We start from the raw sequence: 15232 nt of genomic DNA on the forward strand, positions 1-15232 counted from the left end.
TCATTTCGCTGTTAATTTCCCCACTTGCTCAATCGATGAAGCTAGCGCAACATGAGCTTCATCGATTGAGCTTCCATTCGACTTTCCGAAGTATTAACGCATTCAGCATTAATATTCCAGAAAAACTCAAGAAATGACGCTCATATTCAATACCTTAACAAGTTTTTGTCTTTAACGTTGAACGCGATGCCCTCGCGCTCGATAGTGCCAACCAAACTCTGTAAAGGATTATAAAATGAACCACTCTGTCTCCTCTATGAATACTTCCCTCAGCGGTAAAGTTGCCGCTATCACCGGCGCGGCGTCCGGTATCGGCCTCGAATGCGCGAAAACCCTGCTCGGGGCTGGCGCAAAAGTGGTGCTTATCGACCGCGAAGGGGAAAAGCTCAACAAACTTGTCGCCGAACTCGGCGAAAACGCCTTCGCCCTGCAGGTTGACCTGATGCAGGCGGATCAGGTTGATAACCTTCTGCAGGGAATTTTGCAGCTCACCGGGCGTCTTGATATTTTCCACGCCAACGCCGGAGCCTATATCGGCGGGCCGGTGGCCGAGGGCGACCCGGACGTCTGGGATCGCGTGCTGCACCTCAATACCAACGCCGCCTTCCGCTGCGTGCGCAGCGTCCTGCCGCATCTTATCGCGCAAAAGTCCGGGGACATTATCTTCACCAGCTCTATCGCGGGCGTGGTACCGGTGATCTGGGAGCCTATCTATACCGCGTCGAAATTTGCCGTTCAGGCGTTTGTGCATACCACCCGCCGCCAGGTTTCCCAGTACGGCGTGCGCGTCGGCGCCGTGCTGCCGGGCCCGGTAGTCACCGCCCTGCTGGACGACTGGCCGAAAGCCAAAATGGACGAAGCGCTGGCCAACGGCAGCCTGATGCAGCCGATTGAAGTGGCCGAGTCAGTGCTGTTTATGGTGACGCGGTCGAAAAACGTCACCGTACGCGACATCGTGATCCTGCCGAACAGCGTGGATCTCTGACCGTTCAACCAGCCTGTGTGAGAGGATTTTATGCAAAGCGATACGCAACATATTATTGGCGTCGATGTCGGTTCGGGCAGCGTTCGCGCCGGAGTGTTCAATCTGCGGGGAGACCTTGTCGCCCACGCGACCCGGGAAATTACCCTATTTCGCAGTGCCGGAAATGTGGTGGAACAGTCAAGCCGAGAGATCTGGCAGGCGGTGTGCTACTGCATTAAAACGGCGGTGGCCAGCGCCGGCGTCGCGCCGTCCTCGGTTGCCGGTATCGGCTTCGATGCCACCTGCTCGCTGGTGGTGATCGGTGAAAACGATGCGCCGCTGGCGGTCGGTCCTTCGGAAGACCCGGATCGCAATATCATCGTCTGGATGGATCACCGCGCCACCGGGCAGGCGGAAAAAATTAACGCCACGGGCCACGCGGTATTGCGGTACGTCGGCGGTAAAATCTCGCCAGAGATGGAAACGCCGAAAATTCTCTGGCTGAAGGAGAACCGCCCGCACACTTATCAGCAGGCGCGCCACTTCTTCGATCTTGCGGATTATCTGACCTGGCGCTCAAGCGGCGATTTAGCCCGCTCGGCGTGCACCGTGACCTGTAAATGGACCTACCTGGCGCATGAACAACGCTGGGACGCCGGGTACTTCCGCCAGATTGGCCTCGAAGAGCTGGCGGATGAAGATTTTGTCCGCATCGGCCAGCGTATTGTCGATCCGGGAACCCCCTGCGGCGACGGCCTCTGCGCCACGGCGGCAGAGGAGATGGGCCTGCCCGTCGGTACTCCGGTGGCGGTCGGTATGATCGATGCCCACGCGGGTGGTATCGGCACCGTCGGCGTGCTTAACGGCGCGGTCAATAACATGGCCTACGTTTTCGGCACCTCCTCCTGCACCATGACCACCACTCAGGAAGCGGTGTTCGTGCCCGGCGTCTGGGGACCATATTACTCGGCGATGGTGCCAGGGTTCTGGCTGAGCGAAGGCGGACAGAGCGCGGCCGGAGCGGCCATCGACCAGTTGCTGAGCTTCCATCCCGCCGCCGCCGAGGCTAAGGCGCTGGCCAAGGCGCGCGGCGTCCCGCTACCGGTTTATCTTGCCGATAGCGTGCTGGCGAAAGTGGAAAGTTCTTCTGCTGCGGTCACACTCGCCGCCGGGCTGCACGTGGTGCCTGAATTTTTAGGTAATCGGGCGCCGCTGGCCGACCCGCACGCGAAAGCAATTATCGCCGGGCTGGGGATGGAGCGGGACCTGGACAACCTGATGGCGCTCTACGTCGCCGGGCTGTGCGGGATCGGTTACGGCCTGCGGCAGATTATTGACGCGCAGAAGGCGTGCGGCATCCGCAGCGAGAATATCATCATTAGCGGCGGTGCCGGACAGCATCCGCTGGTGCGTCAGCTATTAGCCGATGCCTGCGGCGTTACCGTAGTTAGCACCGCCAGCAGCGAGCCGGTACTGTTAGGTTCGGCCATCCTCGGCGCGGTAGCAGGTAAAGTCGCCCCTTCCCTACCGGAAGCGATGAAGCAGTTTACGCGGGTGGATAAAACCTATCGCTGCGTAGAACAATTTAGCGCCGATCATCAGCGGCGCTATGAAGCATATAAAACGCTACAGCACACGGCGCGGCTAATTCGCGAATAAGCGGGATCCTGGAGGCGGCGCTTGGTGCGCCTGTCCGGGCTACCGGCCCGCAGACGGCGTTGAACCGGTAGCCCAGCCAGGCGCAGCGCCGCCGGGGAAGGCAGACGACGCGAGTGCTTAAGCGATCGTGACTTTGCCGTCCAGATAGACATCCTGCACGGCATTGATCAGCTTCACACCGTCGGCCATCGATTTTTTAAACGCCTTACGTCCGAGGATCAGCCCCATGCCGCCCGCGCGCTTATTAATAACCGCCGTGCGCACGGCGTCGGACAGATCGGTTTCGCCGCCCGCCGCGCCGCCGGAGTTAATCAGCCCGGCACGGCCCATATAGCAGTTCGCCAGTTGGTAACGCACCAGATCGATCGGATTATCGCTGGTGAGCTTGCTGTAAACCCGATCGTCGGTATAGCCGAAGTTCACCGCTTTATAGCCGCCGTTATTTTCCGCCATTTTCTGCTTCACGATATCTGCGCCGATGGTCGCCGCCAGGTGGTTGGCCTGACCGGTTAAGTCAGCGGAGACGTGATAGTCGACGCCATCTTTCTTAAACGCCGAATTACGCAGATAGGCCCACAGTACGGTCACCAGACCCAGTTCGTGCGCGCGTTCAAACGCAGCGGAGATTTCTTCGATTTGCCGACGAGACTGTTCGGAACCGAAATAGATCGTCGCCCCGACCGCCACGGCGCCCATATTGAATGCCTGCTCAACGCTGGCGTACAGCGTCTGATCGTATTCGGTCGGGTAGCTCAGCGTTTCGTTGTGGTTTAGTTTGACCAGGAAGGGGATACGGTGCGCATAGCGGCGCGACACCGAGGCCAGCACGCCATAGGTGGAGGCCACGCAGTTACAACCGGCCTCAATGGCCAGTTCGACGATATTTTTCGGATCAAAGTACAGCGGGTTGGCGGCAAATGAGGCGCCAGCAGAATGCTCTACGCCCTGATCGACCGGCAGGATCGACAAATACCCGGTTCCCGCCAGGCGGCCGGTGTTATACAGGGTTTGCATATTACGCAGCACCGCCGGTGGACGATTGTTATCCACCATCACCCGATCGACATAATCCGCCCCCGGTAAATAGAGCTGGTCGGCTGGAATTGTCATACAGCGGTGCTGTAAAAGCGTGTCGGCATCTTTGCCAAGCAACTGCGTAATATCAGTCATAGCTATCTCCCGTAAGTGCCGGTCGAAACCGGCATGCGTTTTCCCAACCCAATTATTTTGGGCAGCAATAAGTCTGGTATCGAAAGTGGGATTTTTCCATTGCAGAGGGATTTTTAAATGTCATCCACTGACATCATCCATAACCGGGAAAATGTTATATCGGTCAAAATTCCACCCCAAAGGTATTTAAAAGGTATTTAAAAGGTATTTAAAAGGTATTATATAATGGTATTGTTATTACGTACCTTACCTATCATGAAGGATTTAAAGATGAAAACTACAGTAAAGCTGTCATTCATGATGTTCATTGAGTGGTTTATCTGGGGCGCGTGGTTTGTCCCTTTATGGTTATGGCTGAATAAAAGCGGATTTACCGCTGGTGAAATTGGCTGGTCCTATGCCTGTACCGCCATTGCGGCGATCCTTTCGCCGATCCTCGTAGGTTCATTGACCGATCGCTTTTTCTCAGCACAGAAAGTGCTGGCCGTACTGATGTTTGTCGGCGCGGTATTAATGTATTTCGCCGCGCAGCAAACCACCTTCAGCGGCTTCTTCCCGTTGTTGCTGGCCTATTCCCTCACGTATATGCCGACCATTGCACTGACCAACAGCATCGCTTTTGCCAACGTGCCGGATGTCGAACGTGATTTTCCCCGCATTCGCGTGATGGGCACCATTGGCTGGATTGTCTCAGGCCTGGTCTGCGGCTTTCTGCCACAAATGATGGGCTATAGCGATATTTCTCCGACCAATATCCCTTTGTTGATCACTGCTGGCAGCTCGGTGCTGCTGGGTATTTTTGCCTTTATGCTGCCCGATACGCCGCCGAAGAGTACCGGCAAGCTGGATTTAAAAGTGATGCTGGGGTTGGACGCGCTCATCCTGTTACGTGATAAAAACTTCCTTGTGTTTTTCTTCTGCTCATTCCTGTTCGCTATGCCGCTGGCTTTCTACTACATCTTCGCCAACGGCTACCTCACGGAAGTCGGAATGCAAAACGCGACAGGATGGATGACGCTCGGCCAGTTCTCTGAAATTTTCTTCATGCTGGCACTACCGTTCTTCACCACACGCTTTGGCATTAAAAAGGTATTATTACTTGGTCTTATCACCGCGGCGATTCGTTACGGATTTTTCGTCTACGGCGGTGCAGATCAATACTTCACCTATGCCCTGCTGTTTCTTGGAATTTTGCTTCACGGCGTAAGCTACGATTTCTATTACGTTACTGCCTATATCTACGTTGATAAAAAAGCACCGGTACACATGCGTACGGCGGCGCAAGGGCTAATCACGCTCTGCTGCCAGGGGTTTGGCAGTTTACTCGGCTATCGTCTGGGCGGCGTAATGATGGAGAAAATGTTTGCTTATCAAGAGCCGGTAAATGGGTTGACCTTCAACTGGGCAGGAATGTGGGGCTTCGGCGCCGCTATGATCGCCGTTATCGCCGTGTTGTTTATGATTTTCTTTCGCGAATCGGATACAGAGATCACCGCTATTAAGGTGCAAAACGACGATTGCGATGCTGCACTGAAACAAGAGGAAGTTAAATGAAAACGGAACGTATTCTCGGCGCGCTCTACGGGCAGGCATTAGGCGATGCGATGGGCATGCCGTCTGAACTCTGGCCTCGCTCACGCGTTAAAGCTCACTTTGGGTGGATTGATCGCTTTCTACCCGGACCGGCTGAAAACAATGCAGCCTGTTACTTTAATCGTGCCGAATTTACGGATGATACATCGATGGCGCTCTGCCTCGCGGATGCCATCATTGAATGCCATGGCAAAATCTCACCAGAAGTTATCGGGCGCAATATCCTTGCCTGGGCTGAAGGGTTCGATGCGTTCAATAAAAACGTGCTGGGTCCGACTTCTAAAATTGCGCTCAATGCCATTCGCGACGCAGTACCGATCGATGAACTGGAGAACAACGGCGTCACGAATGGGGCGGCGATGCGCGTCTCACCGCTAGGCTGCCTGCTCGCACCAACACAGCTAGACAGCTTTATTGATGAGGTGGCGCTGGCTTCCAGCCCCACGCATAAATCCGACCTCGCGATTGCGGGTGCCGTCGTGGTGGCGTGGGCAATCTCTCGGGCTATCGAAGGAGATAGCTGGCAGGCGATTGTCGACTCGCTGCCTGCTGTGGCACGCCAGGCGCAGGAAAAGCGGATCACCACTTTTAGTGCCTCGCTGGCTGCCAGGCTGGAGTTGGCTTTGTGCGTGGTACGTCAGGCAGATGGTATTGAATCAGCCTGTGAGGGGCTCTATCAGCGCGTTGGCGCAGGCACCAGTACCCTTGAATCCGTTCCCTGCGCAATTGCGATGGTTGAGCTGGCTGGAGGCGACCCTAACCGCTGCGCCATTCTGTGCGCAAATCTCGGTGGCGATACCGACACCATCGGCGCAATGGCAACTGCAATTTGCGGTGCACTGAGGGGGATTTCTGCTATCGACGCCACCCTGAAGCAACAGCTTGATGAAGTGAACCAACTCGACTTTACCCGCTACGCCACGGCGCTTGCACACTACCGAGAGCAACGGGAGGCATCATGAATCTGATGCAACGATTACCCACCTTAGGCAACAAGCGTCCCATCACCATCGTCGGCGCGGCGGTCATCGATGTGATTGCTGACGCTTACGCCCTCCCCTGGCGAGGCTGTGATATTGAACTGCAACAGCAAAGCGTCAATATTGGCGGCTGTGCCCTGAATATTGCGGTTGCCCTGAAACGTCTGGGAATGGAAGCCGATAACGCCCTACCCGTTGGACAAGGCGTATGGGCTGATATCATCCGTAATAACATGGCCCGGGAAGGGCTTTCCAGCCGCATCGACGGCGTCACGGGTGACAACGGCTGGTGTCTTGCGCTGGTTGAGCCGGACGGCGAACGCACGTTTATGTCGTTTAGCGGTGTTGAAAACCAGTGGAATCCCGCCTGGCTGGCGCAACTAACTGTTCCGCCGCAAAGCCTGGTGTCACTTTCTGGTTATCAACTGGCATCACCCTGCGGGGAAGTGCTGGTGCACTGGCTGGAATCTCTGCGCGATATTACGCCGTATATCGATTTCGGCCCGCGTATCGCTGATATCCCCGAGACGTTAATGCAGCGAATCATGGCCTGTAAGCCCATTGTTTCGCTGAATCGTCAGGAGGCGGAGATCGCCGCAGAGCGCTTTAGATTACCCGTGGCAACCGAAGCGGTTGGTCAGGCCTGGCTAAAGAAATTCGCAATGCCGTTGATTGTTCGTCATGACGAAGAGGGTGCATGGTACTTCAGCGCGGAAGAACAGGGACTGGCAGCACCGTTCCCTGTGGCGGTAGTCGATACAATCGGTGCAGGTGACAGCCACGCCGGAGGGACGCTAGCCGGACTCGCCTCGGGATGGACGCTGGGCGAGTCGGTACTGCTTGGTAATGCGGTTGCGTCCTGGGTGGTAGGACATCGCGGCGGTGATTGTAGCCCAACGCGCGAAGCATTACTCCTCGCACACAAAAACGTATAGATCGCTACGACAGCGGTTGATGCTGTATTCAATCGGCCGCTGTTGTTGATCGAGTGCAACCTGATTGATAACCAGCACCGGTATTTTTTCATCCATATGAATGTGCGACTGAAATTCGGCATCCGGCATACGTGCACTGACACGCGAGCGCGTACGCTGCGGGAAGATATGCTGACTGCGAAAATAGTCATACAGCGACACGCCGATAGCATCAACATCATGAATCAGTTGGGCAGGAACCCAGGACTCTTCTATGGACACGGCCTCATCATCCACATAGCGAATTCGCTTGAGCAAAAATACATCACTTTGCGGGGCAATCGCCAATTGTGTCGCCACCTCATCCGGGCAGCTCACTATCCGTTTGTTGACCCACAGAGTGTCAGGTTTTTTTCCTCTGAGCACCACCTGCTGCGAAAAACCGCGCGCCTCTTTCAATGAATACTCAAAGATATTATTGATTTGCGTACCGTAGCCGCGAGCTCGGGTCACCACCCCTTCGTCTTCCAGCGTCCGCATCGCTTTGCGAACGGTAATGCGCGACACCCCCGTCAACTGGCTCAGGTCGCGCTCGCCGGGGAGAATATTACCGTGCTCCAGCGCACCACTGCGAACAGCATTTTTAACCGTTTCAGCAAACTTCAGGTACAGCGGCGTGTTATCCGGCGCTGCAATACGCTCGTTCAGTTGTGCGATCAACAGGGTATGCGCTTGTTCCATCGTGTTTTTTCCTGGCGAAAGTCAGGAAACAGTATACTTTTCGCCAGGCATGAAGACTACCACCATACGTGAAAATGGTGTACCGGGCCGATGCCGTGCCCCACTTCCAGTGAATCGGCCTGCGCCAGCGCCGCCGAGAGCCAGCCCTTGGCTTCCGCCACGGTTCGCCCCCAATCATCGTAACGCGGACGCAGGGCCGCCAGCGCCGCCGACAGCGTACAGCCAGTACCGTGGGTATTTTTGGTCTGGACTCTCGGCGCGGTAAAGCGCCGCTCCCCGTCGCGGGTAAAGAGCCAGTCCGGGCTTTCCGCATCATCGAGATGGCCGCCTTTCATTAATACCGCTCCGCAGCCCATTCCCAGCAACGCTCTGCCCTGCTCCAGCATCTCTTTTTCCGTTCTGGCATGCGGCGCATCCAGCAGCGCCGCCGCTTCCGGCAGATTCGGGGTGATCAGCGAGACTTGCGGCAGCAGGCGCTGACGTAGCGTCTCCACCGCCGAGGCTGAGAGCAGCGGATCGCCGCTTTTTGCCAGCATGACGGTATCCAGCACCACGTTGGTTATCCGGTAGCGCGCCAGCCGTTCCGCCACCGCCTCGACGATATCGGTTTCCGCCAGCATCCCGATTTTGGTGGTATCGATGCGCACATCGCTGAAAACCGAATCGAGCTGCGCGGCGACAAAATCAGGCTCGATACGGTACACCGACTGGACGCCACGGGTGTTTTGCGCCACCAGCGCGGTGATGACCGAGCAGCCGTAAGCGCCCAGCGCTGAGAAGGTTTTGAGATCCGCCTGGATCCCCGCGCCGCCGCTCGGGTCGGTGCCGGCGATGGTTAACGCATTAATTCGTTTCACAGATCACCTCCCGCATAGAGTGCATCGAGGAAGGCAGGAGTAAAGCTGCCGGGGCCGCCCTGTCGCGCCGCTTTTCCCCCCGCGCGCTTCATCAGACCGCAGGCTGCGGCCACGTTTTCCAGCCGATCGCCGGGCATCGCCGCAGCGGCGGCAACCACCGCCGATAGCGCGCAGCCGGTGCCCACTACCCGGGTCATCAGCGGATCGCCGCCGGTGACCGCGCGCGTACGCTGGCCATCGGTGATGTAATCGACCTCACCGGTGACCGCGACCACGGTATTCAGTTGGCGGGCCAGCGCCTGGGCCGCGGGCAGCGCGGCGGCGGTGGTATCGGTGGTATCGACGCCGCGCCCGCCGCCGCTCATTCCGGCCAGGGCCATAATTTCCGAGGCATTACCGCGAACGGCGGCAGGCTGCAGCGCCAGCAGCTCCCGGCAAAACTCTGTCCGTAAGGTCAGCGCGCCGACCGCCACCGGGTCCAGTGCCCAGGGCTTGCCCGCCTGCTGCGCGCTGCGCGCCGCCGCACGCATCGCCGCCGCGCGTTCGACGGTCAGCGTACCGACATTTATCAGCAGAGCATCGGCAATAGCGGCAAACTGGCTGGCTTCGTCCGGGTCGATAACCATCGCCGGGGATGCGCCAATCGCCAACAGGACGTTGGCGGTAAAGGTCTGCACCACGTCGTTCGTCATGCAGTGCACAAGAGGGGAATGGTGGTGAAAAAGGTGCCGCAGATGGGCAATATGCGCGGGGTTCAGCAGGTCAGACATCGTTTGCTCCCGCCAGGCGATGAAGAAGCGACGACCCTGCGGTCTCTGACTTCCCTACGCTGGCATTATCCAGATCAGGTGGTACGGGTTTTTCTCAGCCTTCACAAGGAAGGGCACCCCGAGTCATGTAGATTAAATCTCTATACTTTTTGCCAGCTTATGGGAAGTTGCTCGCTGAAGCAAGCCCGCACTTCCGGTTATCGCTTCTTCACGCTGTACCCCAGTTTGTACCCCACTAAATTCACAACCATTGATCAAATACCGACCAATAAAACCAGTGTTATTGTAAGCACGCCTGTTTTAGTTCCACGCATTTTTTGACCCTGGCCCAAATTCAGTGCAGTGCTAAATCAGAGATCCTCGTCTTTCTGACCCTGGCACAAAGTCAGTATAGTGTTCGCGAGTTATGTTGAGAACTTACCGGGCAAGACCTGCGGGGAGCAGGTTATTGCTGGATTCCCCACGACAACGATGACTCATAATTTGTCTGACCACGATATTTTCGGCCACCATGCCACACGGCACTAGTGCGTCCTGGAGCATGTCCACCCCAAAATTCTTTTCCTCGTAGTGAAAGCTCAACATTCTATCTGTTATGACCCTCCCGCTTCCTTCCTGAAGGGGGAGGGTCAGATGGTCAGGAAAAATCATGGCATGATAGCGATCATCCGGGTACGGCTATTGTCTAGCAAGATGGCCAAGAAGGCTCTCATTGAGCCAGCTATAATAGTAACAGCCGTGAGCCATTCAACTGCATTGGCAGGTAAAGCTTATTATCGAGGGCTCAACATGCTGAACTAGACAACAGTCCATAGCCTTCATCGTTGCCAACTCATGTGTTCGAGGTGACAAGTCATTTTCTCCAGGAAAATATCCGATGCCGAAATACCAGAGATTTTCCTTACCATGACGAATCAAATTTCAATTCGTTCGAAAAAAGGTAATAAGCCGGTTTTGGAATGGCAGTTTATATATTCAAAGTGCTGGCTGCCACGCGGCAATACATAAACTTCGTGCCAGGTACGTAATTGGTTGGCTGCACCGTATTTTCGATAGCGTGCAATGGCTGCATGAAAAATGGCCTCATGCGAGGCATGGCCTTCGGCCCAACGTTCCATATGTTTCAGGCTGAGAAAATATGCATGGGCATGAGTCTCCGGTAAAGATTGGCCATGTTCATTCAGTGTTTGTTGGAAACGCAGCGCGCAGCAGCCACTTTGCGCTGGCTGAGTTCGCAGGTAATCCATACCACGAGCCAATGGATCTCGTAGTTTCTGCTCATAGTCTACGCGCTGCTCCTCATCGCAATTCCCCCAAAAACTGGCAGAGCGAATCATCGCCAAATTGTGTGGTGGCACCACAAAATACCTATGACCGGGTTTCGCTTCCGACGCTGGCGGTAAATCATCGGTCCCATCTAGAGGATCACACGCTGCTAAAGGGATGCGGTCACGCATTGCACCGAAATAACCACTGTAGGGTGCGGGCTCGATCGGCAACGCCTTGCTCAGCGCGGCCATATAATCCGACCAATACAGGTTTTCCAGTCGTTCGAGTGGTACTGTCAACATTTCGCGCCAGTAGCCATAAGGACCGGACAACCGTTCTGGACGATCCCACCAACCTCCTTGTTGCTCGCTTTGCCGCCAGCCTGTAAATGCCATGCTATCCGTCCAGTAAGCTGTCACCACAAAGTTAAACATGCCTGATTCATCTTTAAAACAAGCGTGATCCCGTGCAATGGGTGCATACTTACCCTCGAATGCCGCCTTCAGCCAAGTATCAAATGCTGGATCTGTCTTGCTGCAGCCTTCAGGTATCTGCACTGCAAAGAATCCGAGATGTAATGCGCTGCAGCCTGGAGGAAAACGCGTCGACCAGCGCTGCACCTGCGGCGTAAATCCCTCCGGTTTGCGCAAAGGGTAGACTCTGGGATATACCATGTTCATCATTCCTCTACTGTCGGTTGACCGTTGCCAAAATAGGCCTTGCTGACTTCAGGACTCCTTTGCAGCGCAGCAGCTTCGCCACTGGCTACAACCCTTCCCTGTGCAATAACGTATCCATGGTGAGCGACCTCCAGAGTCTGATGCACGTTTTGCTCTATCAACAGGATGGTGCATTTATTAGCGCAAAGCTCGCTGATAAGACGAAAGTTCTCCTTCACATACAACGGAGACAAACCAAGAGAAGGTTCGTCTATCACCAATAGTTGTGGATTGCTCATCAATCCACGGCCGATAGAGACCATCGAACGTTCTCCACCCGATAGTGTGCCGGCAAACTGCTCCCGCCGTTCGCTTAACCGGGGAAAAAGCGCAAATACGCGCTCCAGTCGCTCCGCGATTTTAGTTCTTGATGGTTCCAGGTACGCACCTACCTTAAGGTTATCAATTACCGTCATTCGTGGAAAAACCTTGTTTCCTTCCGGGATCGCCGCAATCCCTTGGCCCACGATACGATGCGTATCCCAATTACTGATGCTTTGTCCTGCGAAGTGTATTGCCCCTGAACGCAGCGGTAGCAGTCCGAAGATTGCCTTAATCAAGGTACTTTTCCCCGCTCCATTAGCGCCTAGCAAACAGGTAATCTCTCCCGCTCTGACGCGCAGCGATACGCCTTCCAATACATTGACGCTGTCGTAACCCGTCACCACATTGTCCACAACCAGCAAATCTTCTCTCATTTGTCGTCTCCCAGATAAGCCTGGCGCACCTGTGGATTACTGATCACATCCCGGTATGGCCCCTCGCATATTTTCTTGCCGAAGTTCAGGACGATGCAGCGATGGGTCATTTTCTCAATGACCTGCATCTCGTGCTCGATCAGGATAATAGCCAGCTGCGGTTCCTCGCGTTGAAATGCAGTGACATCTTCCATTAGCCGGAATGTTTCATCATGCGTCATTCCCGCTGAAGGTTCGTCCAAGAGGAGCAGCCGGGGCTGGCCGAGTAGAGCTCGGCAAAGTTCTATGCGACGCCGATCAATCATGTTGAAACTGCCTGCGGGATCAAATAACCGATCGGCTATTTCCGGATTGAAACGGGCGCAAATATCTCGGGCTCGGCGCTCAAATGCAGAGAGATTCCGGCCAAGAAAGCGCCGCCATAGCAGATTTTTAATTAGACTATGGTCAAACTGATTATGGGCACCCACCATTAGATTATCGAATACGGATAACTCCAGCATCAGTCTGCAACGTTGAAAACTTCGCGCCACCCCTGCCTGGTTAATTTCGCTCGGCGAACGATTGAACAGATTGTTGCCATTAAATGTAATGCTGCCATCCGAGGGTTTATAAAGTCCGGTCAACACATTGAAAAAGGTCGTTTTCCCCGAACCGTTTGGTCCGAGTAAACCGATCACATCGCCACCATGTACATCAATATCGAATGAATCAAGCGCAACCAGCCCTCCGAATTTCATCGTTAGCTCGCGACAGCTTAGCCAGCATCCTTTATTCATGTATCCCCCTTTTGCGCGAGAAATTACGCATTGCACGAGGCACCAGCCCTTTCGGACTGAACATCAGAATAATCACAACCAATACTGAGAAGAGCAGGACGCGATATTCCTGTAAGGCATGCAGCTTTTCCGGCAATAAAATAATGAATGTGGCCGCAATCAGCGTGCCCCAGGTATTGCCTATTCCCCCCAGAACAATAATGGAAATTAGTAGCAGTGATTGTTCGAAAGTTGCCCCAGCAGGGCTTATAAACCCAGTCATGCCGCTATAGAGTGCACCCGCCACGCCGATGACAAAGTTTCCCAGCAAGAAGGCTGTAATTTTCCAGCGCTGTGTACTGATACCAAAGGTCGAGCTCACTAATTCATCATTGCGGGTCGCATCGAGATTAACCCCGATAGCAGACCACTCGATAGCGTGTGCGAGTAAGGACGCCATTAGGAAAACCAGTATCGCCAGCACACAGTAGGCAAAATAAAAAGAAACTTCACCGCCTCCCCATTCAAAGCCTGTACTCATATCCCAGCCAAACAATCTGAGACCTTCTACCTGAAGCCCCTCGCTACCACCCAAATGCTCATTAACTTGAAGAAATGAACTAAACAGAAGACCAAAAGCAATCGTTACCAGAGCCGAATAATATCCACGAGTACGCAGAACCGGCAGTAATAGCAAAATCCCTATAAGTGCCGATATAGCGCCACCGGCCAGAAGAGCCAACTCATGCGGAATAGTTCCTTTTTGCACTAACACCGCCATGGTGTAGCCCCCGCTGGCAAAAAAAGAAGCGCCCGCGAAATTGGCCAACCCCGTTAATCCGGTTTGAATATTGAGGCCGATACCTGCGGTAGTAAAAAGCAGAACCGTCCCGATCATCAGTAATGCGTAATGCTCCTCACGGAAAATCAGAATCAAAATGAAAATACCAAGACAAACCAGCATGTTCGCCGCACCTACTCGGCAGGCCACAGCACTGCCAGCTGCCTGTGCAAGACCCACCCGCCGTACGGTGAACCATAGAACCACCGTCAACAGTAGAAGCAGAAATAGTGCCAGTTGTGATTCCAGCAGCAGTAATAAGCACGCCTCGCCAATACACAGGGCAATAACGATAGCCAGTCCTAACAGACCGTCAGCCCGCATGAATAACAGTTTAAGATTCATACCCGCTCCTGATAACGTTCACGCAGTAAACCGGTCGGGCGTATGGCGATTATTAGGATCATCGCCCCAAAAGCAAAAACATCCTTGTATGCACTGGGGATCGGCAACGCAACGGTCGCTAATACCTGTAGGGCAGAGAATAGAAAGCCGCCCAGTACCGCGCCAAGGAGACTGCCCAGTCCACCAACTACAGCAGAACAAAAACCGATAACCCCAAGCATCAGTCCCATATTGAAAATAATCTGGCGGTAGTATAGGCCGGACATGATGCCTGCCAGGGCCCCCAGGCAAGACCCGATGACAAAAGTGATGATGACAACACGTTTGAAGTTGATTCCAAGAAAGCGAGACGTCTCTTCATCCTGCGCTACGCAGCGGATCGCCATCCCCAAGCGAGTTCGGGTGAGTAGGAGATGTGTTCCTATAATAGCCAGCGCGCCTATCAGCAGCAGAATCAGGCTGCTGACTCGCGCGGAAACGCCGTTAACCACCACTAACGCGTCGGGCAAGACCATAGGAAACGGCGAGGGGTTAGAGCCGCCAGGAACAAAAATCCGCAACGCTTCGCGAATCGCAGTTCCTGTCATCAAGGTAATCAGCAATACATTGATCGGAGACGATCCTTTTAAAGGTAGTACCAGATAGCGCCCAATCAGGGCACCAACGATACCGACTACGACAAATGCGCTGATCAACATTGCTATCAATGCGAAAGCGTTACCAGTCAATCCCAGCGCGGATACCAGTACTATCCCACCTAATCCTGCGAACCCTCCCAGTGTCATTACATCGGGATGCGAAAACTGCACAACATCCACCACCCCAAAATAAAGGGAAAATCCGACCGCTACTAGCGCGTATATCGTCCCCAGCATCAGGAAGTTAAAAAAATGCTGGAATAAAAAACTATATTCCATAAACCATCCTCTCTTGCCTATAACAACGCTTCTGCTA

14 protein-coding genes and 1 riboswitch are annotated in these 15232 nt (G+C 54.5%); of the genes, 5 read left to right on the plus strand and 9 right to left on the minus strand.

All coding sequences use genetic code 11. The features are described from left to right. Positions 1-235: 235 nt before the first annotated feature. Both IYV58_RS18390 and IYV58_RS18395 read left to right on the plus strand, forming a co-directional pair. Positions 236-985: an SDR family oxidoreductase gene (locus IYV58_RS18390; protein ID WP_004122684.1), complete on the plus strand. Its 750-nt coding sequence runs from the start codon at positions 236-238 to the stop codon at positions 983-985. Positions 986-1015: 30 nt separating this feature from the next. Further along, a complete protein-coding gene (locus IYV58_RS18395) occupies positions 1016-2623 on the plus strand; it encodes an FGGY-family carbohydrate kinase (RefSeq protein WP_004122686.1) in 1608 nt (535 codons plus the stop codon). Between the two features lie 117 nt (positions 2624-2740). On the opposite strand, the gene fbaB is transcribed toward IYV58_RS18395, so the two are convergent. Continuing rightward, positions 2741-3793 (minus strand): class I fructose-bisphosphate aldolase, encoded by a 1053-nt coding sequence (gene fbaB / locus IYV58_RS18400; protein ID WP_004103793.1) that lies wholly within the window; start codon positions 3791-3793, stop codon positions 2741-2743. Positions 3794-4063: 270 nt separating this feature from the next. Here fbaB and IYV58_RS18405 point away from each other — a divergent pair, with 270 nt between their 5' ends. Genes IYV58_RS18405 through IYV58_RS18415 form a run of 3 tightly spaced genes read left to right on the plus strand, consistent with a single transcriptional unit; the run spans position 4064 to position 7301 of the window. Further along, a complete protein-coding gene (locus tag IYV58_RS18405) occupies positions 4064-5347 on the plus strand; it encodes a nucleoside permease (protein ID WP_032741899.1) in 1284 nt (427 codons plus the stop codon). Beyond that, the gene (locus tag IYV58_RS18410) at positions 5344-6348 is read left to right on the plus strand and encodes an ADP-ribosylglycohydrolase family protein (RefSeq protein ID WP_004122690.1); all 1005 of its coding nucleotides are present in this window, start codon (positions 5344-5346) and stop codon (positions 6346-6348) included. Before IYV58_RS18405 ends, IYV58_RS18410 begins: the two co-directional genes overlap by 4 nt. Further along, complete coding sequence (locus tag IYV58_RS18415; RefSeq protein ID WP_004122691.1) at positions 6345-7301, plus strand: PfkB family carbohydrate kinase; 957 nt, start codon at positions 6345-6347, stop codon at positions 7299-7301. The genes IYV58_RS18410 and IYV58_RS18415 overlap by 4 nt, the downstream gene beginning before the upstream one ends. On the opposite strand, the gene IYV58_RS18420 is transcribed toward IYV58_RS18415, so the two are convergent. The 8 genes from IYV58_RS18420 to IYV58_RS18455 form a co-directional block, all read right to left on the minus strand. Next, positions 7275-8021: a GntR family transcriptional regulator gene (locus tag IYV58_RS18420; protein WP_004122693.1), complete on the minus strand. Its 747-nt coding sequence runs from the start codon at positions 8019-8021 to the stop codon at positions 7275-7277. The two genes, IYV58_RS18415 and IYV58_RS18420, sit on opposite strands and share 27 nt — an antisense overlap. A gap of 56 nt (positions 8022-8077) precedes the next feature. Then, positions 8078-8878 (minus strand): bifunctional hydroxymethylpyrimidine kinase/phosphomethylpyrimidine kinase, encoded by an 801-nt coding sequence (gene thiD / locus IYV58_RS18425; RefSeq protein ID WP_049113110.1) that lies wholly within the window; start codon positions 8876-8878, stop codon positions 8078-8080. Further along, positions 8875-9648, minus strand: coding sequence for a hydroxyethylthiazole kinase (thiM, locus tag IYV58_RS18430; RefSeq protein WP_049113112.1), 774 nt, complete (start codon positions 9646-9648; stop codon positions 8875-8877). The genes thiD and thiM overlap by 4 nt, the downstream gene beginning before the upstream one ends. A gap of 34 nt (positions 9649-9682) precedes the next feature. Next, positions 9683-9779: riboswitch (TPP riboswitch) on the minus strand. Between the two features lie 783 nt (positions 9780-10562). After that, entirely contained in the window at positions 10563-11600 is a 1038-nt protein-coding gene (locus IYV58_RS18435) for a phenylacetaldoxime dehydratase family protein (RefSeq protein ID WP_049113114.1), read from the minus strand. After that, entirely contained in the window at positions 11597-12334 is a 738-nt protein-coding gene (locus IYV58_RS18440; RefSeq protein ID WP_087829110.1) for an ABC transporter ATP-binding protein, read from the minus strand. The genes IYV58_RS18435 and IYV58_RS18440 overlap by 4 nt, the downstream gene beginning before the upstream one ends. Continuing rightward, a complete protein-coding gene (locus tag IYV58_RS18445; protein WP_004122703.1) occupies positions 12331-13113 on the minus strand; it encodes an ABC transporter ATP-binding protein in 783 nt (260 codons plus the stop codon). The genes IYV58_RS18440 and IYV58_RS18445 overlap by 4 nt, the downstream gene beginning before the upstream one ends. Next, positions 13106-14278: a branched-chain amino acid ABC transporter permease gene (locus tag IYV58_RS18450; RefSeq protein ID WP_053088650.1), complete on the minus strand. Its 1173-nt coding sequence runs from the start codon at positions 14276-14278 to the stop codon at positions 13106-13108. Before IYV58_RS18450 ends, IYV58_RS18445 begins: the two co-directional genes overlap by 8 nt. Beyond that, on the minus strand, positions 14275-15195 hold the full coding sequence (locus IYV58_RS18455; RefSeq protein ID WP_004122708.1) for a branched-chain amino acid ABC transporter permease: 921 nt from the start codon (positions 15193-15195) through the stop codon (positions 14275-14277). The genes IYV58_RS18450 and IYV58_RS18455 overlap by 4 nt, the downstream gene beginning before the upstream one ends. Positions 15196-15232 lie beyond the last annotated feature (37 nt).

It is taken from the genome of Klebsiella sp. BDA134-6 (genome assembly GCF_015601345.1).
Taxonomy (GTDB): domain Bacteria; phylum Pseudomonadota; class Gammaproteobacteria; order Enterobacterales; family Enterobacteriaceae; genus Klebsiella; species Klebsiella grimontii.